28 protein-coding genes are annotated in these 25,204 nt (G+C 70.0%); 15 read left to right on the top strand and 13 right to left on the bottom strand.

Annotated features, from left to right (window positions below):
- Positions 1–238 precede the first annotated feature (238 nt).
- The 3 genes from FHR82_RS31705 to FHR82_RS31695 form a co-directional block, all read right to left on the bottom strand.
- Positions 239–907 (bottom strand): response regulator, encoded by a 669-nt coding sequence (locus tag FHR82_RS31705; RefSeq protein ID WP_184814660.1) that lies wholly within the window; start codon positions 905–907, stop codon positions 239–241.
- Positions 907–3,042 (bottom strand): histidine kinase, encoded by a 2,136-nt coding sequence (locus FHR82_RS47705; protein WP_184814274.1) that lies wholly within the window; start codon positions 3,040–3,042, stop codon positions 907–909. The genes FHR82_RS31705 and FHR82_RS47705 overlap by 1 nt, the downstream gene beginning before the upstream one ends.
- A 228-nt stretch (positions 3,043–3,270) precedes the next feature.
- On the bottom strand, positions 3,271–4,557 hold the full coding sequence (locus FHR82_RS31695; RefSeq protein ID WP_184814273.1) for a hypothetical protein: 1,287 nt from the start codon (positions 4,555–4,557) through the stop codon (positions 3,271–3,273).
- Between the two features lie 99 nt (positions 4,558–4,656).
- On the opposite strand from FHR82_RS31695, the gene FHR82_RS31690 reads away from it, so the two are divergent.
- Positions 4,657–5,121, top strand: coding sequence for an NUDIX hydrolase (locus FHR82_RS31690; RefSeq protein ID WP_184814272.1), 465 nt, complete (start codon positions 4,657–4,659; stop codon positions 5,119–5,121).
- Between the two features lie 100 nt (positions 5,122–5,221).
- On the opposite strand, the gene FHR82_RS31685 is transcribed toward FHR82_RS31690, so the two are convergent.
- Together FHR82_RS31685 and FHR82_RS31680 are read right to left on the bottom strand one after the other, a co-directional pair.
- Entirely contained in the window at positions 5,222–6,295 is a 1,074-nt protein-coding gene (locus FHR82_RS31685; protein ID WP_184814271.1) for a hypothetical protein, read from the bottom strand.
- Positions 6,296–6,350: 55 nt separating this feature from the next.
- Positions 6,351–6,971, bottom strand: coding sequence for a TetR/AcrR family transcriptional regulator (locus FHR82_RS31680; protein ID WP_184814270.1), 621 nt, complete (start codon positions 6,969–6,971; stop codon positions 6,351–6,353).
- 88 nt (positions 6,972–7,059) lie between these two features.
- Between FHR82_RS31680 and FHR82_RS31675 the strand changes: the two genes are divergently transcribed.
- From FHR82_RS31675 to FHR82_RS31665, 3 genes are read left to right on the top strand one after another with little or no spacing between them, the layout of a single operon-like run.
- The gene (locus FHR82_RS31675) at positions 7,060–8,211 is read left to right on the top strand and encodes an acyl-CoA dehydrogenase family protein (protein WP_184814269.1); all 1,152 of its coding nucleotides are present in this window, start codon (positions 7,060–7,062) and stop codon (positions 8,209–8,211) included.
- 25 nt (positions 8,212–8,236) lie between these two features.
- Positions 8,237–9,373 carry a CaiB/BaiF CoA transferase family protein gene (locus tag FHR82_RS31670; protein ID WP_184814268.1) on the top strand — a complete coding sequence of 379 codons (1,137 nt, stop codon included), beginning with the start codon at positions 8,237–8,239 and terminating at the stop codon, positions 9,371–9,373.
- Between the two features lie 54 nt (positions 9,374–9,427).
- Positions 9,428–9,739 (top strand): hypothetical protein, encoded by a 312-nt coding sequence (locus tag FHR82_RS31665; RefSeq protein ID WP_184814267.1) that lies wholly within the window; start codon positions 9,428–9,430, stop codon positions 9,737–9,739.
- Positions 9,740–9,925: 186 nt separating this feature from the next.
- Here the strand turns inward: FHR82_RS31665 and FHR82_RS31660 are convergent, their stop codons facing one another.
- Entirely contained in the window at positions 9,926–10,690 is a 765-nt protein-coding gene (locus FHR82_RS31660; protein WP_184814266.1) for a crotonase/enoyl-CoA hydratase family protein, read from the bottom strand.
- Positions 10,691–10,846: 156 nt separating this feature from the next.
- Between FHR82_RS31660 and FHR82_RS31655 the strand changes: the two genes are divergently transcribed.
- The 7 genes from FHR82_RS31655 (at position 10,847) to FHR82_RS31625 (ending at position 14,453) form a co-directional block, all read left to right on the top strand.
- Complete coding sequence (locus FHR82_RS31655; RefSeq protein WP_184814265.1) at positions 10,847–11,008, top strand: hypothetical protein; 162 nt, start codon at positions 10,847–10,849, stop codon at positions 11,006–11,008.
- A gap of 288 nt (positions 11,009–11,296) precedes the next feature.
- Positions 11,297–11,791, top strand: a complete 495-nt coding sequence (locus FHR82_RS31650) for a helix-turn-helix transcriptional regulator (RefSeq protein WP_184814264.1) — start codon at positions 11,297–11,299, stop codon at positions 11,789–11,791.
- Between the two features lie 76 nt (positions 11,792–11,867).
- On the top strand, positions 11,868–12,614 hold the full coding sequence (locus FHR82_RS31645; protein ID WP_221464534.1) for a lytic transglycosylase domain-containing protein: 747 nt from the start codon (positions 11,868–11,870) through the stop codon (positions 12,612–12,614).
- A 70-nt stretch (positions 12,615–12,684) separates the two neighbouring features.
- Entirely contained in the window at positions 12,685–13,500 is an 816-nt protein-coding gene (locus FHR82_RS31640; protein ID WP_311771361.1) for a helix-turn-helix domain-containing protein, read from the top strand.
- A 19-nt stretch (positions 13,501–13,519) separates the two neighbouring features.
- Positions 13,520–13,723 (top strand): DUF397 domain-containing protein, encoded by a 204-nt coding sequence (locus FHR82_RS31635; RefSeq protein WP_184814262.1) that lies wholly within the window; start codon positions 13,520–13,522, stop codon positions 13,721–13,723.
- Positions 13,720–14,091 carry a hypothetical protein gene (locus FHR82_RS31630; protein WP_184814261.1) on the top strand — a complete coding sequence of 124 codons (372 nt, stop codon included), beginning with the start codon at positions 13,720–13,722 and terminating at the stop codon, positions 14,089–14,091. Before FHR82_RS31635 ends, FHR82_RS31630 begins: the two co-directional genes overlap by 4 nt.
- Entirely contained in the window at positions 14,088–14,453 is a 366-nt protein-coding gene (locus FHR82_RS31625) for a DUF3817 domain-containing protein (RefSeq protein ID WP_184814260.1), read from the top strand. Before FHR82_RS31630 ends, FHR82_RS31625 begins: the two co-directional genes overlap by 4 nt.
- A 294-nt stretch (positions 14,454–14,747) precedes the next feature.
- On the opposite strand, the gene FHR82_RS31620 is transcribed toward FHR82_RS31625, so the two are convergent.
- The 5 genes from FHR82_RS31620 to FHR82_RS31600 form a co-directional block, all read right to left on the bottom strand.
- Positions 14,748–15,458, bottom strand: coding sequence for a hypothetical protein (locus FHR82_RS31620; RefSeq protein ID WP_184814259.1), 711 nt, complete (start codon positions 15,456–15,458; stop codon positions 14,748–14,750).
- Positions 15,459–15,467: 9 nt separating this feature from the next.
- Positions 15,468–15,719, bottom strand: coding sequence for a hypothetical protein (locus FHR82_RS31615; protein ID WP_184814258.1), 252 nt, complete (start codon positions 15,717–15,719; stop codon positions 15,468–15,470).
- Entirely contained in the window at positions 15,719–15,892 is a 174-nt protein-coding gene (locus FHR82_RS31610) for a hypothetical protein (RefSeq protein WP_184814257.1), read from the bottom strand. The genes FHR82_RS31615 and FHR82_RS31610 overlap by 1 nt, the downstream gene beginning before the upstream one ends.
- Positions 15,893–16,022: 130 nt before the next feature.
- Positions 16,023–17,615 (bottom strand): monocarboxylic acid transporter, encoded by a 1,593-nt coding sequence (locus FHR82_RS31605; RefSeq protein ID WP_184814256.1) that lies wholly within the window; start codon positions 17,613–17,615, stop codon positions 16,023–16,025.
- The gene (locus FHR82_RS31600) at positions 17,612–18,028 is read right to left on the bottom strand and encodes a DUF485 domain-containing protein (protein WP_184814255.1); all 417 of its coding nucleotides are present in this window, start codon (positions 18,026–18,028) and stop codon (positions 17,612–17,614) included. Before FHR82_RS31600 ends, FHR82_RS31605 begins: the two co-directional genes overlap by 4 nt.
- Positions 18,029–18,747: 719 nt before the next feature.
- On the opposite strand from FHR82_RS31600, the gene FHR82_RS31595 reads away from it, so the two are divergent.
- Genes FHR82_RS31595 through FHR82_RS31580 form a run of 4 tightly spaced genes read left to right on the top strand, consistent with a single transcriptional unit; the run spans position 18,748 to position 23,792 of the window.
- On the top strand, positions 18,748–22,191 hold the full coding sequence (locus tag FHR82_RS31595) for a sensor histidine kinase (RefSeq protein WP_184814254.1): 3,444 nt from the start codon (positions 18,748–18,750) through the stop codon (positions 22,189–22,191).
- A complete protein-coding gene (locus FHR82_RS31590; RefSeq protein ID WP_184814253.1) occupies positions 22,188–22,628 on the top strand; it encodes a roadblock/LC7 domain-containing protein in 441 nt (146 codons plus the stop codon). The genes FHR82_RS31595 and FHR82_RS31590 overlap by 4 nt, the downstream gene beginning before the upstream one ends.
- A complete protein-coding gene (locus tag FHR82_RS31585) occupies positions 22,625–23,218 on the top strand; it encodes a DUF742 domain-containing protein (RefSeq protein ID WP_184814252.1) in 594 nt (197 codons plus the stop codon). The genes FHR82_RS31590 and FHR82_RS31585 overlap by 4 nt, the downstream gene beginning before the upstream one ends.
- Complete coding sequence (locus tag FHR82_RS31580) at positions 23,199–23,792, top strand: GTP-binding protein (protein ID WP_184814251.1); 594 nt, start codon at positions 23,199–23,201, stop codon at positions 23,790–23,792. The genes FHR82_RS31585 and FHR82_RS31580 overlap by 20 nt, the downstream gene beginning before the upstream one ends.
- Positions 23,793–23,833: 41 nt before the next feature.
- Here FHR82_RS31580 and FHR82_RS31575 read toward each other — a convergent pair whose 3' ends face one another.
- The gene (locus tag FHR82_RS31575) at positions 23,834–24,487 is read right to left on the bottom strand and encodes a helix-turn-helix domain-containing protein (RefSeq protein ID WP_184814250.1); all 654 of its coding nucleotides are present in this window, start codon (positions 24,485–24,487) and stop codon (positions 23,834–23,836) included.
- 98 nt (positions 24,488–24,585) lie between these two features.
- Positions 24,586–25,113, bottom strand: a complete 528-nt coding sequence (locus FHR82_RS31570; RefSeq protein WP_184814249.1) for an AMIN-like domain-containing (lipo)protein — start codon at positions 25,111–25,113, stop codon at positions 24,586–24,588.
- Between the last annotated feature and the right edge of the window lie 91 nt (positions 25,114–25,204).

The following is a 25,204-nucleotide window of genomic DNA, read 5'->3' as shown; positions in this document are numbered from 1 at the left end:
CTTCATTACACCGGGCGCAATGAAGGGGTCCTTCATCACGCCGGACGTTATGAAGGGGTCCTTCATCACGCCGGACGTTATGAAGGGGTCCTTCATCACGGTGGGCGCAACGAAGGGGCCCTTCGTCACGCCGGGCGCAACGAAGGGGTCCTTCATCACGGTGGGCGCAACGAAGGGGTCCTTCATCGCACCGGGTGTGACGAAGGGGTCCTTCATCACGCCGGGCGTGACGGCACCTTCAGTGCTTTCCGCCTTCTCCCATCCCTGCCTTGCGGGCACGGACTATCGCTTGTGCGCGGTCTGCCACGTGGAGTTTCGTGAAGATGCTCGACACGTGGTTGCGGACCGTCTTCGGGGACAGTGACAGCCGCCGTGCGATGGTGGAGTTGCTCTCGCCCTCCGCGATCAGTGCCAGCACCTCCCGTTCCCGCGACGTCAGCTCCGGGAACATGGTGTCGGTCTGTGTCATCGGGCCGCTGTTGAAGAAACCGAGCACCCGGGTGGCGATGTCGGGGCCGAAGATGGCCTCGCCACGGCCGACCGCGTGCACCGCGCGCACGATCTCCTCCTGGCCCGATCCCTTCAGCAGGTAGCCGCGTGCGCCGGCCCGCATCGCCGCGAAGACGGACTCCGTGTCGTTGAACATGGTCAGCACCATCACGCCGGTGCTCGCCCGTTCTCCGACGATCTGGCGGGTCGCCTCGATGCCGTCGATGTCGGGTAGGTGCAGGTCCATCACGACGACGTCGGGTTCGAACGTCCGGGCCGCGGACACCGCGTCCCGGCCGTTCGCGGCCTCGCCGATCACGTCCAGGGACGGTTCGGCCGCCAGTACGGTGCACAGTCCGAACCGGAACAGGGGATGGTCGTCGACCACCAGGACCCGCAGCTGTGGTGCCCCCTCCATCACGCGCCCTCCTTCGGCAGTGGAAGCGTGGCGAAAACCCGTGTCCCGCCTTCGGATTCCGCTTCCACCAGACACTCGCCCCCCAGTTCGGTCGCCCGTTCCCGCATCGACGAAAGGCCGACGCCGCCGTTCGTCACCGTGGGCAGCCCGACCCCGTCGTCGACGACCTCGATGTGCAGGTCGTCATCCACCCACAGGCGTACCGCGCACGAGCTCGCCGCCGCGTGCCGCGTCACGTTCGTGAGTGCCTCGCAGATGATCCGGTACGCGGCCACGTCCACCGGCGCCGGGAGCTTCGGCATCGCCGACGGCACCTCGAGCACGATCGTCACACCGGCGGCCGACGCGTCCCCGCCGCCGGTGCGGCTGGCGAGCGCGCCAGCGTACTCGCGGATCGCCGGGATCAGCCCGATCCGGTCCAGCACCGGCGGTCGCAGGCCGTGCGCGAGCCTGCGGATCTCCACGATCGCGGCCTGCAGCTCGTCGCGCAGTCTGCCCAGCAGCTCACCGGTCGGCGAGGTGTCGCCCACGGTCCGCCTGCTCACGTCCAGTCCCAGCGCCACCGCCGCCAGTGTCGGGCCGACCCCGTCGTGCAGCTCGTGCAGGATCCGCCTGCGTTCCATCTCCCGCGCCCGCACCAGCCGGTCGCGGCTGCGGCGCAGGTCGCGGGTGAGGCGCGCGGTGTACACGGCGGCGCCCGCGTGGCGCGCCACCTCGGCGAGCGCGATCCGGTCCGGCCGCGTCAGCTCCCGCTGCGCCGACCGCCTGCCCACCACCAGTGCGCCGACCCGCTCGCCGTGGAACGTCAGTGGCATCCGGTGCGGCTCGCCGGTCGGGACGCCGACGGTCGCCGCGGTCTCGCTGCGGCCACGCGCCTGGATCTCGATCGCCATGTACGGCAGCCGCAGCGCCGCGGACACCGTGTCGACGATCTCCGGCAGCATCGTGGCCGCGGTCGGCGTGTTCTCCAGCCGCGACGCGAGCGCCGACACGACGCGGTACGGGTCGTCCCGGTCGCCGTAGAGCCGCCGGTTGATCAGCGCCTGCAGCCGTCTGCGCACCGGCTGGGACAGCACGGCGATGCCCGCGACGACGACCGCCTGCCACCACACGCTCGTGACCGGCCCGAACAACGCGGTCCACGCCGAGACCACGCCGACGTACACCCCGATCGCGCCGATGGTCAGCGCGCCGTAGACGACCATCCTGCTGACCGCGACCTCGACGTTCAGCGCCCGGTACCGCAGCACGGCCGCCGACATCGCGATCGGCACGGCCATGAACGGCAGCGCCTGCATCTCGTACGGCACGAGCGGGCTCCCGGTGGCGAGCACCGGCACCACCCAGATCGTGAAGTACGCGACCACGCTCGCCAGGAGTGCCACCAGGAGCCACAGGATCGGCCTGCGTGTCGGCTCACCGCGCAGGCCGAGGTACTTGCGGACCAGCACGGTGGCGATCAGCGGCGGGTACACGAACAGGGCTGGCAGCACCGGCACGACGAGCGCGTGGACCCGTTCGAGCGGTTCGCTGTACACGACGAGCGTCACGAGCCACAGCAGCCCGTACAGCACGAGCGGCCCCGCGTACCCGCCCGCGATCAGCCACTTCTGCCTGCGCGTGATCGTCGTGGCGGGGAACGCGACCGCGAAGTGCAGCACCGCACCCCACAACATGGCGAACGCGACCTGCCCGGTGTAGTGCCGCCAGAACTGGTCCCCGGCCACGAGGTCCACGGCCATCAGCGGGAAGAACCCGGCCCCGGTGATCGCGACGATGCCGACCGCCGAGGTCAGCAGCGTGGCGTGCGCGGCCGGGTCCCGAGGGCGGGCCCAGAAGACGGTGACGCTCGTGGCCACGAGCAGCGCCGCCACGACCACCATGGGCCACCACTCGCCCATGGCACGCAGGATGGGGAACTGCTGCAGCGTGACGCGCAGCGTCAGCGCTTGCCCATCCCGCTCGACGAGGTAGCTGAGCACGTCCCCCGCCTGTGTCCTGGCACCGCCCGGCCGCTCCACCGGCAGCTCCGCGAGCCGCTGCCCGTCGATCGCGATGACCTCGTCACCCAGCCGCAGCACACTGCCCGGCTCGATGTCGGAGACGATGATGTGCCCGATCGAGACAGCACTCACCGCGGGGCTGACGGTGGCACCGTCCGTGGGCGAGGCGGCCCTGGACCAGACGCACCAGCCGGCGACCCCGAAGAGGGCGAGAGTGAGGAGGAGGAGCGAGGCGGGTACACGCCGCGCACCCACCGGGCCGATCACTCCCGGATCATCCCGCACCACCGGGGCTCACGACAGAGCATTTCGGCTCCGCTGCCCGATGGTGCGTTATTAAGTGACCTGCCGGTTCGGGGGCTACTTGTCGCTCTTGTCGTCCGGAGAGGACAGTTCGGGAGCCGGGGGAGCGGCGGGCAGGTCGGACAGTGGCGTCGGCTTGGCCGCCTCGGCCGGCTTGTCGGCGGTCGGCGCGTCGGCCCGCGGCTCGGTCGCGGGCGCGGCTGCCGGCTCGGCCGGGGCAGCGGGTGCCGCGTCGGCGGGCGGCGTTGCCGGGGACTCGGCGGGCGTTGCCGGAGCCGCGGGCGTCGCCGGAGAGGCGGGTGCCTCGGCCGAGGACGTGGCCGGAGTGGACGGTTGCGCTGGTGCCTGCTCGGGCACCGACGTGGTGGCCGGGGTGACCGGCGGCGCGGCCGCGGGTGACTCCGCCTCCTGGGTCGCGGGCGCTTCGGCCGAAGACGCCGGCGAGGTGGACGGCTCCGGCACCGCCGTGGTCGCCGGGGTGACCGGCGGCGCGACCGGGGCGGGTGGCACGACGGCCGCCGGGGGCACGACCGGCGCGGGCGACGACGGCGTGACCGGGGCGGCAGGCGCCGGGGCGTCCGCGCCACTGGCCGTGGCCGCGCTCACCACCTGCGTGTCGGCGGCGGCGTCCTCGTCGGAGATCTGCACATCCGTCGGCCGCTCCGCGACGGGCGGCTGCGGCCGGTAGCCGTACGGCGCCGGGAAACCCATGCGCGGCGTGTTCGGCTCCACACGAGCGGCGGCGGACCGCTGGCCCACGTGTGCCAGCACCACGGCGACCACGCCGAGCACGAGACCGCCCAGCGGCAGCCACAGGCCCAGCCCGGCCGTGAACTCGAGCGACTCGCCCGCGTCGAGTTCCTGCTCGTTGTACCGGTCCATCTGCTTCAGCACCGCCAGCAGCTGCAGCACGGTCACACCGGCGATGACGCCGACGCCTGCCGAGATCAGGGACCGGCTGCCCGACACGGGACCGGACGTCCTGGTCCGCGCCGCGACGAACGCGAACACCGCGCCCAGCACGAGAAGAGCGCCCGCGAGCACGAGCGTCAGGCCCGTGAGGACGCTCTCCTCCTCGACCGGGCTGCTGCTGCCCGCGTCGTGGAAGCCCCACCACGTGGTCGACGTGGCGTAGACCGATGGGTCGTCGTCGATGCGGTAGCTGTTGCGGTACTCGGTGATGGCGCCGAACGAGCCGCCCACCACCAGCCCCGCGGCGACGAGTGCGAGGAGACCCGCCAGCAACGTGGTGAGACCGCCTCTTGACCGCTTCGGCGGCGCAGGGGGAGCCATCATGGGCGCCATCGGCTGGTACGGCTGGTAACCACGTGCGGGCTGAGTCACACGCGCATGATGCCAGTGCCCGTAAGTGACGCGTTCGTCGCCCGAACGGTCTCCCGCGGCCCACTGCCCGGTCGTCGCGCGACCTGAGGTACTGGGGCCATGAGCGAGACGACCATCGTGCTCGGCGCGGCCATCTTCCGCGACCACCGGCTGTTCGTGGCACGCCGGTCGCAACCGCCGTCGATGGCGGGGTTCTGGGAGCTGCCGGGCGACGAGTCGACCGGTGACGAGCGCGGCACGCTCCAGGACCTGTTCGCCACCGAGTTCGGCGTCGCGCTGCGACCGGTCGACCAGATCCTGAGCGACCGCGTGCTCCTGAGCTGGCGGGACGCGGACAGCCAGACGGTCGATGCCGCGCTGCGGGTGTGGCGCTGCCAGTTCCCCGCGGAGGTCACCTTCGCCGATGGCGAGCCGCGGCCGAACATGTACCGCTACGACGACACGAGCTGGGTGCCGGTCGAGGAGCTCGACAGCGTCGGCCCGTGGCGGGACGAGGCACGGATCGCCGCGGGCGAGATCGCCGACTGGTTCCTCAGCGACGAAACGTGGCAGGGCGCCGACTGAGTGCAAACAGTTGCGCCTGCAAACGTCACGTTTCGCGTCCGATGCCCTCTTCTCTGTCAGTGCGGTGAGCGGCCCGCGCGAGGGCCGGGCCGCTCACCGCCTATCCATGCCAGTCCGCCGGCCGCGCGACCGGTACGAGCATCGGCCAGTCCTTCCAGTGCTTGTACGCCTCGCGGATCGTGTACGCGGCGGCGACCAGCGCGATGGACCAGCCGACGAACCCGACGGGCAGCGCGCTGCCACCGTTGGGGGCCGACAGGTAACCGATCGCGTAGTTGCCGGCGAGGTACAGGAAACCCAGCCAGGGCTGGCTGCCGCGGTTCTGGATGTTCATGCAGGTGATGGACCCGAGGAGCACGCCGGCGAGGGCGAGGATCCCGCCGACCGCGGAGTCGCCGATGGCCATGCCGAGCACCACGAGGGCGATGGCGACCAGCGACGACGGCTGCCGCAGCGCGTCGAACGCGGCGCCCCGGGTCGGCCACGCGAACAGCATCACCACCAGCAGCACGAAGCTCACGATGCCGGGACCGCCGACGACGCCCAGTACACCGAGGGCCAGTTCGTCCTTCTCGGGCTTGTCCCCGCTGATCAGCCGAGGTAGCAAGCCGCTCAGGAACAGCATGCCGTCGATGGCCGCGCCGACCAGCCACAGCTTGACGGCCTCCTTCGGCCTCAGCCTCTCGATCTGCGCCCGCTCCACGGCGATCCCCCTGGTCCGCAGCCACGGCACCTCGTGCGTGCGGCGGAACACCCGCGCGCTGTACCCGGCCCCGGCGAGCACCATGAGCCCGGCGAACAGGAACAGCACCGGCAGCGGGTAGTCGGCGAGCCCTTGCCGGTAGGAGTCCTCCTCGACGGGCTTGGTGGCGAAGAACGTGCCCATCACCATGCCGCCCGCGCCCGCGATGAGCACCCACGCGATCAGCGTGTAGGCGAACACGGGCGATCCGGAGAACGTGCGGTCGACCTCCGCTCTGACCAGGTACCGCTCGGACGCCCGTTTCCGCAGCCAGTAGCACCCGGCGTAGCCGACGACGGCGATCGCGACCACGACCAGCGCCGGTGTCCAGGACACGGCGGCCGGCTCGGTGCGGCCGATCAGCACGGTGGCCGGGGCGCCTGTGAGCAGGATCGCGACGAAGCAGAACGCGGCCACCTTGAAGTTCCCCATGACCCACGTGCGTACCGCACCGGGGCGGCGTGCGCGCCCGAAATACCGCGAAGGATCAGTCGTCGTGGGCGGCGAGCTCGGCGAGCATGCGCGACTTCCACTCGCGGAGCAGCGCGGTCCGCCGCGTCTCGTCGCCACCGATCATCGCGTCCAGCGCCAGCCCCCGGATCAGGTTGACGGTCAGCAGCAGCAGCGTCTCCGTGCGGTGCTCGTCGGCGTCGTTGCCGATGATCTGCCGGTAGAACTGCAGCGTGGCGTGTCCGAGCGCGCGGTCCACCGGCAGCAGGCTCCTGCGCAGCTCCGGTTCGGTGCGTGCCGCGACCCACAGCTCGACGGCCGCGGTCGACAGCGTCCCCGAGTACGCCGCCCACAGCTGGTCGACGCCGATCTCGATGCGTTCCGGACCGGGCGGCAGGTCCGCCGTGGTGTGCAGGATTTGTGCGGACAGCCGCGCGAACAGGTGCTCGAGCGCGCTGGCCATCAGCTCGGCCTTGGTCGTGAAGTGGTGCTGCTGCGCACCGCGGGACAGGCCGGCGCGCTGACAGATCTCCTGCACGGTCGTGTGCGCGTACCCCAGCTCCACCAGGCACTCGACCGTCGCGTCGAGCAGCAGCTCACGCGTGCGCTCACTGCGCTCGGCCTGCGTCCGGTGCTTGCGGGCGGTCGGGCTGGCCATGGTGCTCCTCTGCTTTACGTGCAGGTCTGCACGCAGGTACATTCGAGCCAGACTTTACATGCCATCCGGATTGTTTTTGGAGTCGTCAATGCCGATCACCCAGCGTTCCTCCTGGTTGGACCCCGATCTCGACTCGTTCCGCGAGCTCGCCCGATCGTTCTGCCAGAAGGAGCTGGCGCCCAACATCGAGCGCTGGGGTGAGCAGAAGCAGGTCGACCGCGAGCTGTGGAACAAGGCGGGCGAGGTGGGCCTGCTGTGCCTGTCGATCCCGGAGGAGTACGGCGGCGGTGGCGGCACGTTCGCCCACGAGGCGATCCTGCTGGAGGAACAGGCCAAGGCCGGGGACGACTCGTGGGGCAACTCGGTGCACTCCGGCATCGTCGCCCACTACATCGGCTCGTGCGGCACCGAGGACCAGAAGAAGCGGTGGCTGCCGAAGCTGGCGTCCGGTGAGCTGGTCGGCGCGATCGCGATGACCGAGCCCGGCACCGGCTCCGACCTGCAGAACGTCAGGACCAAGGCCATCCGGGACGGCGACCACTACGTGCTGAACGGCGCCAAGACGTTCATCACCAACGGCGCGCAGGCCGGGCTGATCGTCGTGGTCGCGAAGACCGACCCCGGCGAGGCCGCCAAGGGCGTGTCGCTGCTGGTCCTGGAAACCGAGGGAGCCGAGGGCTTCCGGCGCGGCCGGGTGCTCGACAAGATCGGGCTGAAGGGCCAGGACACCTCGGAGCTGTTCTTCGACGACGTGCGCGTGCCCGTGGAGAACCTGCTCGGCGGGCAGGAGGGCCTCGGCTTCGTCCACCTCATGCAGCAGCTGCCGCAGGAACGCCTGATCATCGCCGTCGGCGCGGTCGCGGCCATGGAGAGCGCGGTCGAGCAGACCATCCAGTACACCAAGGAGCGCACGGCGTTCGGCCGCGAGATCTTCAAGTTCCAGAACACGCGGTTCAAGCTGGCGGAGGCGGCGACCGAGGTCGCGGTGAGCAAGGCGTTCCTGGACCAGAGCATCGAGCGGCACCTGAAGGCCGAGCTGGACGTGACCGGCGCGGCGATGGTCAAGTGGTGGACCACCGACCGGCTCTCCCGCGTTGCCGACGAGTGCCTGCAGCTGTTCGGCGGCTACGGCTACATGAACGAGTACCCGATCTCGCGGGCCTGGACGTCCGCGCGCGTGCAGCGGATCTTCGGCGGCACGAACGAGATCATGAAGGAAATCATCTCCCGCTCGCTCTGACCTTCTCTGGACAAGGGGACGCTCCATGGGACCGCTCTCATCGCTGAAGGTCGTCGAGCTGGCCGGGCTCGCCCCCGCGCCGTTCGCGACGACCGTGCTCGCCGACCTCGGCGCGGACGTCGTGCGGGTCGACCGCGCCAAGCCGGGCTTCGACGTGCTCACGTTCCCCCACGACCCGCTGTCCCGGTCGCGGCGGTGGATCGGCGTCGACACGAAGAGCCAGGAGGGCCGCGACATCGTGCTGCGGCTGGTCGAGGACGCGGACGTACTGATCGAGGGCTTCCGCCCCGGTGTGACCGAGCGGCTGGGCATCGGGCCCGACGACTGCCTGGCCCGCAACCCAGGGCTGATCTACGGCCGGATCACGGGCTGGGGCCAGGACGGCCCGCTGGCGCAGGCGGCGGGGCACGACATCAACTACATCGGGCTCGCGGGCGCGCTCGAGCCGATCGGGCGGGCGGGGGAGCGGCCGGTCCCGCCGCTGAACCTGCTCGGTGACTTCGGTGGCGGCGGCATGCTCCTGGCCATGGGTGTGCTGGCGGCCCTGGTCGAGCGCTCGGTGTCGGGCCGGGGCCAGGTCGTCGACGCGTCGATGGTCGAGGGCTCGGCGCTGCTGACCGCCGGGATGCACGGGCTGAAGAACATCGGCCTGTGGAGCAAGGGCCGCGGCGAGAACATGCTCGACGGCGGTGCTCCCTTCTACGACACGTACGAGACGTCGGACGGCAAGTACGTGGCGGTGGGCGCGATCGAGGAACGCTTCTGGGGCGACCTGGTGAAGGTGCTGGAGATCGACCCGTCATCGGTGGCCGGACGGCTGGACCCGGCGCAGTGGGAGCCGGTGCGCTCGATCCTGGCGGCCGCGATTCGCACCAGGACCCGGGACGAGTGGACCAAGCGCGCGGAGGGCACGGACGCCTGCCTGACGCCGGTGCTCGACACGGCGGAGGCGGCGGCGCACCCGCACAACGTGGCGCGCGGGACGTTCGTGGCACTGGACGGGCACACCCAGCCCAGTCCGGCGCCGAAGTTCTCCCGCACGACCGCCGAGACGCCGACGCCTCCGGTCGAGCCGCGCTCGTCGACCACGGAGGTACTCACTGACCTGGGTTACGCGCAGTCGGAAATTGACCGTTTGCGTACAAATGGTGTCATTGCGTGATTCAGGGTCACACCCGGATGTGTGAACGCAGGGTTTCGACATAGTCTCCGCGTCATGACCTCCACAGGGCCTGAGAAACACTCGCCGGTGACGATCTTCGTCGACGGCACGTCGGGGATCAGCGTCACCGGCACCCTGGACGCGACCACGATCGCCGAGCTGAACCGCTCGGTGACCGACTTCTTCGAGGTGACGGACACGTCCGACCTGGACATGCTGACCCTCGACCTGAGCACGGTGTCCGCCTGCGACCACGCGGTGTCCGCCGCCGTCCGCCACGCACAGTCCGTGTGCGCGGAACGCGCGGTGGCGTTGCGCGTGGTCCCGAGCGAGGCGGTTCGGCAGGTCATGACAGCCCGCCACTGAGGCAGCCCCCCGACTTGTGATGAAGGGGTCCTTCGTCACGTCGGGCGCGATGAAGGAGTCCTTCAGCGCAGCCAGCGCAACGAAGGGGTCCTTCGTCACGCCCAGCGGATGAAGGGGTCCTTCAGTGCGCCCAGTGTGAGGAAGGGGTCCTTCGGTACGCCCAGCGCGACGAAGGGGTCCTTCATGTCAGCCGAAGGCGCCGTGGCGGCCCTCGCCCGCTGCGAAGCGGGCCGCCCCGGACAGGCCTTCCGCCAGCGCACGTCCGCCGTGCGCGAACTCCGCCGCCATCGGGTCCGGCGCGTCCCACTGCGACAGTGCCGAAGCCCGGTCCGACCGCAGGCACGTCTGCGGGAAGGCGGCCAGCGACAACGCCAGCTCCCGCGCCGAGGACAACGCCGTCCCGGCCGGGACCACCCGGTTCGCCAGTCCCATCGCGAACGCCTCCGCCGCGTCCACCGCCCGCCCGGTCAGGATCATGTCCATGGCCCGGCTCTGGCCGATGAGACGCGGCAGCCGCACCGTCCCGCCGTCGATCAGCGGCACGCCCCACCGGCGGCAGAACACCCCGAACACGGCCGTCGTGTCCGCCACGCGCAGGTCGCACCACAGCGCCAGCTCCAGCCCGCCCGCGACCGCGTGGCCCTGGACCGCCGCGATCACCGGCTTCGTCAGGACCATGCGGGTGGGGCCCATCGGGCCGTCACCGTCGGCCACCGGGGTGAGCTGGTTCCCTCGACCGGTACCCACCGACTTGAGGTCCGCACCCGCGCAGAACGCCTCGCCGACACCGCCGAGCACCGCCACCGACGACGAGTCGTCCGCGTCGAAGGCGCGGAACGCCTCGGCCAGTGCCTCGGCGGTCGGGCCGTCGACCGCGTTGCGCGCCGCTGGGCGGTTGATCAGGACCGTCGTGACCGGCCCTGCCTTCTCGACGCGGACTTCCTCCACCATGGGTAGGCCTCCTCGCTGGTTTGGATGAAGATGCTGTGCGCAGCGGTGTACGCACCGTAAGCTGGGGCTCAGCCATCTGCATGAACGCGGGTCCAACCGCATGGGATGGTTGAACCACGGGCGACCGACGGGGTAGTAGGCGGGACGGAGAGTCTGATGAACGCGAAGAAGGCCATGATGCTCGTGGGCGTGGCGCTGATCCTGTTCTACGTGATCACACAGCCTTCCCAGGCAGCTGAGGCCGTGCAGGGCATCCTCGGCTGGCTGCGCGACGGCGCCGAGGCGATCATCACCTTCGTCAAGAACGTGTTCGCCTGAGCCACTGGCACCCACGAAGCGCCGCCCGGCAGACGCCTGGCGGCGCTTCTCTGTGTCTGTACCACGCCGGATCACGGAACGTGACTGTCTTCGGGTCAACTACGCGCCACATTGGACCGTACGGGTGGATTCTGGCCCAGTACGCCCTGTTGGCGGCCTTTCCTCGAGATCAGGTCTGGCGAATTGTCGGTGGTGGCCTTTACGGTTCCCGCATCGACTTCGCGAAGCTCGCGAGGCGATCATCAGACACAGCCCGCGGGGCAGTCCGCAGTTCTCGGAGGAGGCAGGATGCTCGACGATCCCGGTGTGGATGACCTGGTGCGGCAGTGGACTGAGGACCACTCGAAGGCCGCCGAGTCGGACGAGATCAGCCGCATCGCGTCGGAGTGGCTCGCGGAGGTACCGGTCCAGCCGCGGGGGATCCCCGGCCAGCGCGCACGCGGCGGCAACAGCAGCAACCCCTGGGCCGCCGTCGAGGCGACGGACCCGAGGTTCTTCGCGGCCATGCGTGAGCGGCTGCCGGATGTGCCGGCCGAGCTGATCTCCGCGGCCGCGGGCTGGTGGCAGATGGTGGGCGGTCTCGCCGAGGCCAAGGAGTGGTGGGACGCCGGCATCAGCCCGCTCGACCAGCGCGCGCTGGACTACCGTGCCGCCGGTCTCGCGCCGTCCGACCTCAGTCGTCGCCTCGGTCCCCTGACCGTCCTCGACCACCTCCGCCGCGGCAGCGCCCCGGCCTGGTGCGTCAACCGGCTGCAGCGCGCCAACGAGCGCCGGTCGGCCTGATCTTCGTTTCGTAACGTTGTGGCACGGCCGTCGTTGACCTTGTGTGACCGACGGCCAGCTACCTGACATCCGAGGCGTGCTCGTCCGCGCCGGCCTGGTTCTGCTGGTCATCGCGGTCGCCGGTGGCGGCGTGTGGCTGTACAAGGCGGCGACGGCACCCGAGCAGAGCCCCATCGAGGTTCCGGCCGCGTCGGTTCCTGTCGCGAACGTGCGACCCGGCGCCGTGGCCCCACCGCAGCCCCAGGCGGGCGCGGTAGGCGAGGACCCCCTGCGGGCCTGGGCAGGCCGCGTGTCCGGCGGTATCGATGTCCCCGCCAGAGCACTCATGGCGTACGGCAACGCCGAACTGGTCCTGCGCACAGAACAGCCGGCCTGCCATCTCTCCTGGGCGACACTCGCGGGCATCGGCCGCGTCGAGTCGAACCACGGCCGCTACGGCGGCGCCCGGTTGAACGACGACGGCCGCCCCTCCAAGCCGATCATCGGTGTCCCGCTGGACGGTTCGCCGGGCGTGAAGGCCATCTCCGACACCGACAACGGCCGCTACGACGGCGACGCCGAGCACGACCGCGCCGTCGGCCCGATGCAGTTCATCCCGTCGACCTGGAAGCGCTGGACCGCCGACGCCAACCTCGACGGCATCGGCGACCCCCAGCAGATCGACGACGCCGCACTGGCCGCCGCCCGCTACCTCTGCGTCGGCGGCCGCGACCTCGCCACGCCGAAGGACTGGTGGGCGGCGGTGTTCTCCTACAACAACTCCGTGCCGTACGGCCAGAAGGTCTTCGGCCTCGCCGACGGCTACGCCAAGGCCGCGGTCTGACTGGGATTCCCACTCACGCCCTCCCGCCTGCGATCATGCTGTGATCGTTCGGCTACGGGAGGTAATCGGGGTGACGCCCACGTTCCGGCGGCGACGCCTGGCGCGGCGGCTGCGGCAGATGCGGGAGCAGGCGGGGCTGACCCTGGCGGAGGCCGCACTGCGGCTGGACAAGACCCGCAGCTCGTTGGGCCGCGTCGAGACCGGCCAGTCGAGGGCGGACGTGCACCTGGCCCGCTCGATGATGGACTTCTACGACATCTACGACCCGGAGCTGCTCGACCTCGTCCGGGAGGCCAACCGCCCGGGCTGGTGGACGAAGTACAACATCGACGACCGCGGCTACATCAGCACGGAGACCGAAGCCTCGACTGTCTACGAGTTCAGCCTCATCCAGATCCCGGGGCTGCTCCAGACCGAGGCCTACATGCGCGCGCTCTTCGCCGCGCACCGGCTGCCCGCGGACCAGGTCGAGAACGAGGTGATCGCCCGGCTGATGCGGCAAGGGCGGCTCGAGGACGAGGAGTTCCCCCTCGAGCTGACGGCGATCATCGATGAAGCGGCCCTGCGCAAGCTGGTCGGCGGAGCCGAGGTGATGCGTGCGCAGCTGCGGCACCTCGTCGAGTGTGCGGAGCTGCCCACGGTCAGCATCCAGGTGCTGTCCGACGCCGCGGGGGCTCACACCGGCACGAGTGGCGCCTACATCGTCCTGAGTTTTCCCGACGGGGACCCCGCTCTGCTCTACGTGGCGCACGTGACCGGCGCACTTCACATCGAGAAACCCGAGGAACTCGACCAGGCTAGACTGATGTTCGATCAGCTGCGGTCCGAAGCGCTGAGCCCGAACGAATCCGTGGCGCTCATCGAGCGGCTGGCCGGCGAACTGTAGTCCCGAGAAGGCGGTTGTGGTGTCCACGGTTGAGTTTTCCGGCGCGGTCTGGCGCAAGAGCAGCCGCAGTGGCGGCGGCGCCAACGACGCCTGTGTCGAAGTGGCTTTCGCCGGTGTCGCCGTCGGGGTGCGGGACTCCAAGAACGTGGCCGCGGGGCACCTCGTCTTCGGTGGTGCGGCCTGGCAGGCGTTCGCCGGGGGAGTGTTAGCGTCACGGTCGTGAACGTGGTGGCTCGCCGAGCCGGGATCGTCCTGCTCTGTGTGGTGTCGCTCGTCGCGTGTGTCGGGCTGGCCTGGTGGCAGTGGCAGCGCTTCGAGAACGGCGGGACCTGGCAGAACCTCGGGTACGTCCTGCAGTGGCCGCTGTTCGGGCTCTTCCCGGCGTTCATGTTCTGGCGGCTGCGCAAGCTGAGCCGCGAACACCCCCGAGAGCAACCCGTGTCACACGTGGCACCCCCGCCTGAACCGGACAAAACACCGCTCAGGCAGGATGAGGCGCACAGCGACACGCACGATGACGACCCTGAGCTGGCCGCGTACAACCGCTACCTCGCCCAGCTCAACGCACGACACGAGCAGGAGACGCGATGACCGCCGAGTCCCCCGTCACCGACGAGGAGAACCCCGCCCAGGCCGTCGGCGACCCCGGTGTCCGGGGTGCGCTGGCCCGGTTCCGGGTGCTCGCGTACATCGTCGGCGTCGGCCTGCTGGCGCTGTGCTTCGCGATGATCATGAGGTACGTGTTCGACGAGCCGCGGTTCTCGGCGATCGTCGGGCCGGTGCACGGGTTCCTGTACATCGTCTACCTGGTCGTGATCGTCGACCTCGCGCTGAAGGCCCGCTGGTCGCTGAAGGGCACGATCCTGGTGATGCTGTCCGGCGTCGTGCCGATCGGCTCGTTCTTCGCCGAGCGCAAGGTCACGCACAAGGTCCGCGCGGGCGAAGCGATCTAGCTCGGGGTGGATGCCCCCGCTTTCTCATCGATCCGGCGCGATCCCGCACCAGGTAGTTAGTGCTGTGTCCACTTACGTTGGCCGGGTTCGTGGTTTGTTCTCGCCGGACGGGTTTGCCCCCGGCGTCTCCCGCACCCTGACGACGTCCGTTGTGCTGTGAAAGGCGCTTTCACAGCGTCGGCGATGTCCTGAACGCGTCTTTCACGGCAAACCCAGCCCCACCACGGGTACGGCGATCCCCGTCGGCTTGGCCGGACCCGCCGCAGGACCCGGCAAACGTTGGTGGACACAGCACTAGAGCCCGACCCGGCGCAACGCGAGCGCGACGAACCCCCGCATGGACCGGTCCCAGCCGGGCGGCGCGGGCGGCGGCGCCTCGTCGACGAGCAGGTCGAGCGCCTGCCCCGGCAGGTCGGACCCCAGCCGGAACGCGAGCGCGACGGCCGCCGTCATCCGCACGTCCCTGGCCGACGACTCGAGCGCCGCGGTGAGGTGCGCGTCGATGGGCGGGTAGCCCGTCACGTAGCCGAGGGTGAGGTTGGCGCTGGCCGGCACCGCGGCGGCGAGCAACGCGTCGACCACCCGCTGCGAGACGGGGAAGTAGGCGAGCATCTCGGCCGCCTGGGCCGCGAGCAGCGGCTCGGAGAGCCAGGCGACATAGGAGTCGACGTGCTTGGCGGCCGCACGGAAGGCGTCGTCGGCCTCGAAGTCGTCGGGCAGGGGCAGATCGATGTCCCGGAGCGCGACGTCGTGCAGGAGGCTGACGAGCGCCTCCCGGTCCGGTGTCCCCGGATCGTCCACCATCGCCACGAGAAACTCGACGACAGCCGCGCCCGCTGTCGACCCGGGCAACCGGGAAAGCCAGGTCAGCGCCCTGGTCCGCGTGTCGAGGTTCTCGGACCGCAACATCCGCAACCGATCGGGCACATCCGAGGCGTCGCCGCCGTCGGCATGGTTCAACTGCCGCCACGGCACGTCCGCCAGACCAGCGAGTGGGTCACGCACACAACCGTTCTACCGCACCGCGGGCCGTTCGTCAGTGAACGAGGTCTCACCGGTACCTGAAGCGCGGGCCCGCGCCTCGGTGAGCGCGTCGACCGCCGCCCGCAGTTCCCGCCGCAGCCCGGCCAGTTCATCGGCCTGCTGTCCGGCCCCCTCGATCGTGCGGACGAACCAGGACGCCACCAGCCCGGTGACCACGCCGAGCAGGGCGATGCCACCGACCATCAGCGTCGACATCGCCACCTGGCGGTGCACGGAGTGCATCAGCTGCCGGTCACGACGGTGACCAGCCGCAGGGCACGCCACGGCCGCAACATGGGCAGCGCGACCACCGCGAGGTCGAAGGTCGTGCGCACGAGGAAGCGGCCCTTGTGGACGGCCAGCAGGAACCGCACGACGTAGTCGCCGACGAACAGCGCCCACGTGCCCCACAGCACGACTTTCAGGCCGTTCCGGCGTCGAGCGGCGATACCTCACGCACTACTCCGGACAGCGGTGTGCCCCTGGCGGCGGTCGGCGCAGCCGCTGCCAGGGGCACAGTCCGGGTGGGCGCAGGCCCGGGTCAGCTCACTGACCGATCCCGGTCAGCGCGCGGACCGCCATCTCCTTCTGCAGGGCCTCGTCCGGTTGGTCCTTGGACAGCACCGTGCCGAGGTACCCCGCCAGGAAGGAGATCGGGATCGAGACGATGCCCGGGTTCGTCAGCGGGAACAGGTGGAAGTCCACGCTCGCGAAGATCGACGTCGGGGCGCCGGACACGACCGGCGACAGGAACACCAGCAGCAGGCACGAACCGAGCCCGCAGTACATGCCCCACAGCGTGCCCGTCGTGTTGAAGCGCTTCCAGAAGAGCGAGTACAACAGGGTCGACAGGTTCGCCGACGCCGCGAACGCGAACGCCAGTGCCACCAGGAACGCGACGTTCTGGCCGTTGGCGAGGATCCCGCCGATCATGGCCAGGACGCCGACGACCACCGCCGTCCTGCGGGCGACCTTCACCTCCGAGCGGGGGTCGGCCTTGCCGCCGCGGAAGATGTTCGCGTACACGTCGTGGGCGAACGACGCCGACGCGGTCAGCGTCAGCCCCGCGACCACGGCGAGGATCGTCGCGAAGGCGACCGCCGCCACGATGCCCAGCAGCAGGGTGCCGCCGATCTCGAACGCCAGCAGTGGCGCCGCCGAGTTCTCCTTGCCCGTCGACGACAGGATCCGGTCCGAACCGACCAGCGCCGACGCGCCGTAGCCGATCACCAGCGTGGCAAGGTAGAACACGGCCATGCAGCCGATCGCCCACACCACCGACCGGCGGGCCTGCTTCGCGTTGGGCACCGTGTAGAACCGCATCAGCACGTGGGGGAGCGCCGCCGCGCCGAGGATCAGGGCCAGCGACAGGGACACGAAGTCCAGCTGGGTGATCGCGGTCTTGCCGTACTGGACGCCCGGCACGAGCACGGCCTCACCCTTGGCGTTGTTCGCGGCGGCCTCGTCCAGCAACGCGGACACGCTGAAGCCGAACTTGCCCAGCAGGAACACGGTCATCAGCACGACGCACAGCACGAGCAGCGTCGCCTTGATGATCTGCACCCACGTGGTGCCCTTCATGCCGCCGACGAGCACGTAGAAGATCATGATCAGGCCGACGACGCAGATCACCAGCGCCTGCCCGCCCTTGCCGTGCACGTCGAGCAGCAGCGCCACGAGGCCACCGGCGCCCGCCATCTGCGCCAGCATGTAGAAGAACGAGATCACGAGCGTGGACGTCGCGGCCGCGGCGCGGACCGGGCGCTGGCGCATCCGGTACGCCAGTACATCACCCATCGTGAAGCGGCCCGTGTTGCGGACCAGTTCGGCGACCAGCAGCAGCGCCACGAGCCACGCGACGAGGAACCCGATGGAGTACAGGAACCCGTCGTAGCCGTGGACCGCGATCGCACCGGCGATGCCGAGGAACGACGCGGCCGACAGGTAGTCGCCGGTGAGGGCGACGCCGTTCTGCGAGCCGGTGAACGTGCTGCCCGCCGCGTAGTAGTCCGCTGTGGACGTGTTGCGGTGGCTCACCCGGTACACGACGTACAGCGTGATCGCGACGAACCCGGCGAACACGGCCAGGTTCAGCAGCGGGCTGCCGACCTGGCCGGACTGTGCGGAGATCATGGTCATCGGTCGGTAACTCCCGCGCCGGCGCGCAGTTCCTCGACCGCGGGGTCGAGGTTCCTGCGCGCGAACCGCACGTAGGCGGCGGTGATGGCGATCGTCGAGACGAACTGGAGCACGCCGAGCACGAGGCCGACGGTCACCAGTCCGAACAGGCGGTGGCTCATGAAGTCGTGGGCGTAGGCGGCCAGCAGCACGTAGGTGAGGTACCAGCCGAAGAACAGCGCGGCCATGGGGAACACGAAACGCCGGAAACGACGGCGTAGCGCCGCGAACTGCGGGCTGTCGTGGATTGCCGCGTAGTCGGGACCGTCCGGGGGGACCGGGGGAGTGCCGTGCTGTGTGGTGATTCCGCCGAAACCGGCACCGGCCTGTTCCGGTGCGCGTGCCGTTATCGGGGTGTGAACCACCTGCGTCATGTGTTCCTCCGTTGAAGTGGCCGCAGCACATTAACGCATGCGGCCGGAATTCAAAGTGGAGATGCGTCGGAGAGGGCGTTCTCAAAAACGCAACACCTCTCGCGGGACCGAAGTAGACACTACAGAACGAGCCGTGTCCAGGCGTTCACACCTATCGGTGAATCTTCGAGTGACGTTGCGTTGCGAAAGTTGCACACCGCAGGATCGAGGTGACGGATCGTGGTCACAAGGGCCGGTTGTGCTGGGTGCACAGTATCCCGGAAGTCTGGCTCCGACCAGCGCGTCACGCGTCAGGGTGAAGCTGGGCTACGGCCTGTTTGTCCTGCTGAGAGCGTCGCTGACGGTCACTGCACGTGCATCTGCACCTCACTTGGGGGACACGTCATGATCGTCCGAGGGGTTGTCGCGAGTGGCGCGAGAGGCAACGTAACCCGATCGGGGGATTAAGTAAGTCCTATCCAGACCCACAGTAGAACCGCCATGATCGAAAGGGCGGCGAGTGCGCCGCGGCGACCCTTGCTTGATCGCTTTTCGGTCGGTTTTCGCAGGTCAACACCGAACTTTTCGAATGCTTTCGTGACCGGCTGACTGGGGTACGATCGATCCTCAGTTCTCGCCGCGGCGGCAGTCCCGACGCAAGCCGCGCGGTGCGCTCCACTGGGAATTGTCGTCTCCTCATTCTGAAATGAGGCGCTGCCTTGAAACCTGCGACACAAAACGTGTCAACCGAGGAAGGGAACGGTGCGGCGCTACGCGCCGACGAGTCCGTCTCCCGGTGGTCGGCACTGATGAGCGTGCTCGCGAACTGGCGGGACTGGAACCTCCCCGTCAAGCTCGCCGCGGTCACGCTCGTGCCGGTCGTCTTCGCGATCGTGCTCGGCACCATGCAGATCTCCGACCAGGTCGAGAAGGCGAGCTCGTACCGGCGGGTGGACCGGCTGGTCGTGGTCGACCAGGAGCTGCGCGAGCTGGTCGGGGCGCTGCAGGCCGAGCGCGGCGCGGCGGGCGCGCTGCTTGCCGCCCGCGCGGAGGACCTGCCGCGCAAGCTCACCGACGAGCGGTTCAACACCGACAACGCGCGGGCCGCGTTCGTGCGCGCCGCGGGCCGCGTCACGCTCGACCACGAGGCCGCCGCCGCGCGGTTCGCCGACGCCCAGCGGTGGCTCGGCGAGCTCCCCGTCATCCGCGAGCAGGTCGCGGTGCCCGGCTTCGACGCGGCCAACGCCGTCGTCCGCTACTCCGCGGTCGTCGGCGCGCTACTGCGGTTCGACCGCACCATGGCGTCCGAGGCGATCGACCCGACCCTGGCGTCGACGGCCTCCGCACTGCACGACCTCGAGGCGATCAAGGAAGAGGTCTCCTTCCAGTACGCCGTGATCGCGGTCGGTGCCGCGCGCGGCAGCCTCACCGGCCCGGAGGTCGAGGCGCTCACCGCGTCCGTCGGCAGGCAGGCCGACCGGCTCGCCGACTTCTACTCCCTCGCCGGCGCCGACCGCGTCGACCTGTACGACACCACCGTGTCGGGCACCGGCATCGCGGGCCGCAACAACATCGTCGCGGCGGTGATCGCGAACCCGCCCGGCGCCCCGCTGCCGACCAGCCCGCAGGTGTGGGAGGAAGGCTCGACGCTGACCGCCAAGCGGATCGCCGACGTCGCGGCCGTCCTCGGCGAGGACCTGCGGGACCGGTCCGCCGCGCTGCAGGACGAGGCGAGCGACGGCGCGGGCCTCGCCGCGGTGATCCTCCTCGTCGCGCTCGTGGTCGCGATCGGCGTGATGTTCGTCGTCGGCCGCCACCTGCTCAGCTCGCTCGCCGCGCTGCGCAACGGCGCGCTCGATGTCGCCGAGCGCGCGCTGCCCGTCGCCGTGATCCGCATCCGCGACCGCGGCGAGCTGGCGGGCGACATCGAGCTGCCCCCGGTGCCGGTGACGTCGATGGACGAGGTCGGGCAGGTGGCCCGCGCGTTCGACGCCGTGCAGCGCCAGGCGCTCAAGCTCGCCACCGAGCAGGCAGGCCTGCGGGCGACCTACTCGTCGGTGTTCGTGAACCTGTCGCGCCGCAGCCAGGGCCTCGTGCAGCGCCAGCTGCAGCTGCTCGAGCGGCTGGAGCGCGACGAGGAGGACGCCGACCAGCTCGCGACGCTGTTCCAGCTGGACCACCTCGCGACCCGCATGCGCCGCAACAACGAGAACCTCATGGTGCTGTCGGGCAACGAGGGCGGCAGGCGTCCGCAGCGGCCGACCAACCTCGCCGACCTGCTGCGCGCGTCGGTGTCGGAGATCGAGCAGTACCAACGGGTCGTGCTGCTGCCGCCGCCCTCGGTGCAGGTGGTCGGGTACGCCGTCGGCGACCTGGTGCGCCTCACCGCGGAGCTGCTCGACAACGCGACCGCGTTCTCCGCGCCGGACACGCAGGTGACGATCGCGAGCCACTCCTTCGAGGACGGTCAGGTGTGCATCGCGGTGCTCGACGAGGGCATCGGCATGAACCAGGCCGAGCTGGACGAGGCCAACGCGAAGCTCGCCGACTCCGGGCTGATCGACGTGGCGACCTCGCGCCGCATGGGCCTGTTCGTGATCGGCCGTCTCGCCGGGCGGCACGGCATCGAGGTCCGGCTGAACGGCGGCCACGACGTCAAGGGCGTCCGGGCGACCGTGACCGTGCCCGCCGACGTGATCGTGCCCGCCGAGACCCCGGCCGAGCCGGAGCGGGTGAAGGCCCAGCCGAACGGCACCAGCCTGCTCGTCCCGTTCTCGCTGGCCGGTGAGCGGTCGACGACCGTCAACGGCACGAACGGCACGAACGGCACGAACGGCACGAACGGCACGCACGTCAACGGGACCAACGGGCGCACGAACGGGCACGCCAACGGTCACAGCAACGGGCACGCGAGCGGTGCCAACAGCACTAGCGGCACCAACGGCGTGAACGGCGTGCACGGTCTCAACGGGATCAAGCCGTCGCCGCTGCCGCGCCGCGAGCAGCCCGCGCCGGAGGAGCCCACGGCCCGCGAGACGGCCCGGGAGAGCACGCAGGACGAGCGGTCGGGCAACCCGCCGCTGCCACGCCGCTCGCCCAGCGGGAAGATGCCGGGGCAGCGCGGTACGGGACGGACCGAACAGTCCGGCCCCGGCGAGATCGCGGGCCCGCGCGGCCCGTTCGAGCCACCCGCCCGCCAGACGTCCGGTGCCGGGTTGTTCTCCCCGGCAGAGGGGGATGAGCAGGACACCACCGGGTGGTGGACCGCGAGCACCCCGGTCGACCGGTCGGCGATCGAGGAGACCACGCCGATCTTCGACGAGATGGTGTCGGCCTGGTTCCGCGCGGTCTCCGACCCGGCGGTGGACGACGCGACCGCGGCCGCCATGCTCGCGTCGGATGTTCGCTCCGCCAGCTCCGCGAAATCCCAGCCGCCGAGCAAGGACGATCAGCAACGCGGTCGCGACGCCTGGAACTTCGCCGCCGACTCCGGCTTCGACACCGCCCGTGCCGTGTCGAACGCCGAACCGTCCGAGTTCACCTCGGGTGGGCTGCCGCGCCGCAGTCCGAGGCAGAACCTGGTTCCCGGCAGCGCGGACGCGCCCGGCGAACTGCCTCGGCACGCGCGCGACGCGGACGACGTCCGCAGCCGGTTGAGTGACTACCGGCAGGGCGTCCGCAAGGCGCGGGATCACCGGAGCGGCGCCGAACCCGCCTCCGCTGACGTCGCTCCGGTGACCCCGCCCCGTCCGACCACTGACCCGCCCGCGCCGGCAGGCCCGCCTGTCCCGCCCCCGCCCGCGAAGTCCGCTGTGGACGCGGCCGACGCGGAGACCGTGCGGCTGGACCTGTCCCACGCGGGCTGGCGGTTCGCCGCGGACATCGGCTGGCGGGCCGCGAACCAGGTGTCCACGGCGACCCCGGTGGACTTCACCTCGGGTGGCCTGCCGCGGCGCAGTCCGAGGCAGAACCTGGTGCCCGGCAGCGTTTCCCACTCCGGCAACGGGAACGGGAGCGGGGCCGCGCAGCCGAGGGCCGAGCGCGCCGAGGAGATGCGCGGGCGGCTCGGGAGTTTCCAGAAGGGGCTGTCCCGCGGTCGCAGGAGCCTCGCGGAACGTTCCTCCACGAACGGCCTCCTCAATGGACAGCACCGTGATCACAAGCAGCAACAGGAGAGTGAATGACTTCGCCGCAGGCCCAACCAAGTCAGTTCGGATGGTTGGTCAACGACTTCGCCGAGCGGGTCCCCGGGGTTGCGCACGCCGTCGTGGTGTCCGCGGACGGGATGCTGCTCACCTGTTCCGCCCGGTTGCCCATCGACCGCGCGGACCAGCTGTCCGCCGTCGCGTCCGGTCTCGTGTCGCTCACGCAGGGCGCCGCGCGCTGTTTCGAGGCCGGCACGGTCAAGGAGACCATCGTCGAGATGGACGGCGGGATCATGCTGCTGATGGCCATCAGCGACGGTTCCGCGCTGGCGGTGCTCGCGTCGCCGCTGTGTGACATCGGGCAGGTCGCGTATGAGATGACGCTGCTCGTCGACCGTGTCGGGGTGATCCTCACGCCGGAGCTCAGGGCACAGCTCCAGGGTGCCGGCGGGAGGATGGCTGGGCTGCCGGCGTGAGCACCGACGGCACCGACCACGACGCCGGGTTCGCCGACGTCCTCAACGGGCTGACGCTCGGGGGCGGCAGGCGCAAGCGGAAGAAGAAGGCCGAGCAGGACGGTCAGCCCGCGTCCGCCGACCCGGCCGACCCGGTGGGCCCGTCCGGCCAGGAGATCGTCGACCGCGCGGCGTGGTCCTGGACGATTCCGTCGTCCGCGCCGGTCGTGACCCCGTCGATCTACCCGGTGACCGACGAGGACCTGGTCGCGGACGCGCAGATGGTGCGCCCCTACGCGTGGACGCGGGGCCGCACGAAGTCCACAGTGGACCTGCGGATCGAGACGATGGTGTCCACGAGCGAGCACGGCGAGAACATCGAGGCCCTGACGCAGACCGAACACCGCTCCATCGCGGAGATCTGCGGCGAGCCCAGGTCGGTCGCCGAGGTCGCCACCCTGCTGGCGGTACCGCTCGGCGTGGCCAAGGTGCTGCTCGGCGACATGGCCGGGCTGGGCTTGGTGATCGTGCACAAGACCGCCACCGGTGGCGCCAACAAAGCACATCTCACGTTGATGGAAAGGGTTTTGAGTGGACTCCGTCGGCTTTGACGCCCCGTCGCTCACATCGGTGAAGATCGTCGTCGGTGGCGGCTTCGGCGCGGGCAAGACCACGTTCGTCGGTTCGGTGTCGGAGATCATGCCGCTCACCACCGAGGCGGTCATGACCGAGGCCAGCGTCGGCATCGACAACCTCGACGCCACACCACGCAAACAGACCACCACGGTCGCCATGGACTTCGGCCGCGTGTCGCTGGACAAGGACCTGGTGCTCTACCTCTTCGGCACCCCAGGCCAGGAACGCTTCTGGTTCATGTGGGACGACCTGGTCCGGGGCGCCATCGGTGCCGTGGTCCTGACCGACACCCGACGGCTGGCCGACTCCTTCTCACCGATCGACTTCTTCGAGGACCGCGGACTACCGTACGTGGTGGGCCTGAACTGCTTCGACGGCGAGCAGACACACGGCATCGACGAGGTCCGCGACGCCCTCGCCATCGCGGAAACCGTACCGATAGTCCAGTGCGACGCCCGCGACCGCGAGTCGGTGAAGAACACACTGATCACGATGGTCGAGTACTCGATGGAACGCTGGGTGTCCGCCCACGGCGCGGGCGTGAGCTGATCGAGGGGCGGGCTCGCCGGGAGGCGAGCTCGCCACGGCATTCAGCGAACCTGCCGCAGCTGCGCGGCACGCACCGCGGCCGAGACATCCGCGGGAACGTCGATCACGATGACCTCGACGTCGAAGGCGCGAAGCGCGTCGGCCGCCCACGATCGCGCGGTACTGAAGTGGCGTGCGGCTTCGGCGTCGCACAGACACAGGATGAGCCTCGGCGATGTCCTGAGAACCCTGCCGACGTGGATCAACTTGAGCGCATCGGCCAGAACCTTGTGTTTCTGAGCGGGTTTCGGCGGGCCGTGGCGCGCCCACACCTCGACGAGGGTCGTGAACGCTTCGTCGACTCCGTCGACTTCCGCCCGAACGCCGTCGCCGAGTGGGATGTTGCACGGTCGCAGCGTCAATCCGAGACGTTCGCCGAGCAGTTGAAGGACCATGGCCTCCGCTTGGCGTTGTTCGGTGCTGTCACCGGCAGGAAGTTCCCTGACAAGGACCTCGCCGTCCGTGAGTTGGAGTTCGTTGACGATCTTGCCGTCGGGACCGTCGAATCGCCGCAGACGGCCTTCGGCCGCCAGGCGTCGGCAGACCTGGTTGATCGTCTGGCGTGGGCTGACACTCAGCCGCTTCGCCAACTGGTCGTCGTCGAGGGGGACGCTGCAGCGGCGTAGCTCGTCCAGGACTCGGATCGCCACGGTCATATGACGTGAGTCGTTCGGCAGGGGCTAGGTGTGACAGCCGTTCTCAAGGCGGTGGCCCGCGTGGCGTGTGAGCACCGCGCGGGCCTGCCTGGGCGGGGTCACCAGAAGTGGGCCACGTCCACGACGATGCGGTTCGGGAGGGTGAAGACGCGGAACGGGAGGCGGGCCCGCACGCCAAGGCCGACCGTGGTCGAGCCCTCGAACGAGCCGGCGAACGCGACCTGCCGGAACGTCGAGTACCCGGTCACGTTGACCAGTTCGGCCCGGTTCGCGTAGAAGTACGTCCGCGCGCCGGACATGTCGTACGACGGGGCCTGGACCGTGACCGACAGCTTCGCCCCGCCGCGCAACGGGACCACCGCCCCGGTCGGGTCCTCGTGCATGACGTCCACATAGGACACCCAGTACCCGTTCGCCGGGCCGGTGGTGTCGAAGACGAGCCGGTCGTAGCAGTCGTGGCGGCCGGCTCGGACGTTGGTCAGGTTGCCGGTCGCGGTGGGGTTGGCCGACTTCGCGGTCGAGCCCCACGTGATGCCGCAATACGGGGCCGCCGACGCGGTGGCCGCCGGGATGAGGGCGAAGATGATCGCCAGTAGGGAAACCAGTAGGCCGGATCTTCGTAACATTTCTCGACTCCCCTCGGAAAGAGGTTATTTCGGGAGTCAGACGTGTGGCGGGCGCTGTGGTTGAGTACTCCGCCGTGAGCGACGGAAAAGC

Origin of the sequence: Actinophytocola algeriensis (genome assembly GCF_014203735.1) — a bacterium.
GTDB classification, from domain to species: Bacteria; Actinomycetota; Actinomycetes; order Mycobacteriales; family Pseudonocardiaceae; genus Actinophytocola; species Actinophytocola algeriensis.
This window is presented reverse-complemented; position numbering and strand designations above follow the sequence as displayed.

Excerpts from the sequence above, each read along its gene's own strand:
- FHR82_RS31705 (WP_184814660.1), bottom strand. The coding sequence starts at position 907 with ATGGAGGGGGCACCACAGCTGCGGGTCCTGGTGGTCGACGACCATCCC.
- FHR82_RS31690 (WP_184814272.1), top strand. The coding sequence starts at position 4,657 with ATGAGCGAGACGACCATCGTGCTCGGCGCGGCCATCTTCCGCGACCAC.
- FHR82_RS31685 (WP_184814271.1), bottom strand. The coding sequence starts at position 6,295 with ATGGGGAACTTCAAGGTGGCCGCGTTCTGCTTCGTCGCGATCCTGCTC.
- FHR82_RS31680 (WP_184814270.1), bottom strand. The coding sequence starts at position 6,971 with ATGGCCAGCCCGACCGCCCGCAAGCACCGGACGCAGGCCGAGCGCAGT.
- FHR82_RS31675 (WP_184814269.1), top strand. The coding sequence starts at position 7,060 with ATGCCGATCACCCAGCGTTCCTCCTGGTTGGACCCCGATCTCGACTCG.
- FHR82_RS31670 (WP_184814268.1), top strand. The coding sequence starts at position 8,237 with ATGGGACCGCTCTCATCGCTGAAGGTCGTCGAGCTGGCCGGGCTCGCC.
- FHR82_RS31665 (WP_184814267.1), top strand. The coding sequence starts at position 9,428 with ATGACCTCCACAGGGCCTGAGAAACACTCGCCGGTGACGATCTTCGTC.
- FHR82_RS31660 (WP_184814266.1), bottom strand. The coding sequence starts at position 10,690 with ATGGTGGAGGAAGTCCGCGTCGAGAAGGCAGGGCCGGTCACGACGGTC.
- FHR82_RS31655 (WP_184814265.1), top strand. The coding sequence starts at position 10,847 with ATGAACGCGAAGAAGGCCATGATGCTCGTGGGCGTGGCGCTGATCCTG.
- FHR82_RS31650 (WP_184814264.1), top strand. The coding sequence starts at position 11,297 with ATGCTCGACGATCCCGGTGTGGATGACCTGGTGCGGCAGTGGACTGAG.
- FHR82_RS31625 (WP_184814260.1), top strand. The coding sequence starts at position 14,088 with ATGACCGCCGAGTCCCCCGTCACCGACGAGGAGAACCCCGCCCAGGCC.
- FHR82_RS31615 (WP_184814258.1), bottom strand. The coding sequence starts at position 15,719 with ATGCACTCCGTGCACCGCCAGGTGGCGATGTCGACGCTGATGGTCGGT.
- FHR82_RS31605 (WP_184814256.1), bottom strand. The coding sequence starts at position 17,615 with ATGACCATGATCTCCGCACAGTCCGGCCAGGTCGGCAGCCCGCTGCTG.
- FHR82_RS31600 (WP_184814255.1), bottom strand. The coding sequence starts at position 18,028 with ATGACGCAGGTGGTTCACACCCCGATAACGGCACGCGCACCGGAACAG.
- FHR82_RS31590 (WP_184814253.1), top strand. The coding sequence starts at position 22,188 with ATGACTTCGCCGCAGGCCCAACCAAGTCAGTTCGGATGGTTGGTCAAC.
- FHR82_RS31575 (WP_184814250.1), bottom strand. The coding sequence starts at position 24,487 with ATGACCGTGGCGATCCGAGTCCTGGACGAGCTACGCCGCTGCAGCGTC.
- FHR82_RS31570 (WP_184814249.1), bottom strand. The coding sequence starts at position 25,113 with ATGTTACGAAGATCCGGCCTACTGGTTTCCCTACTGGCGATCATCTTC.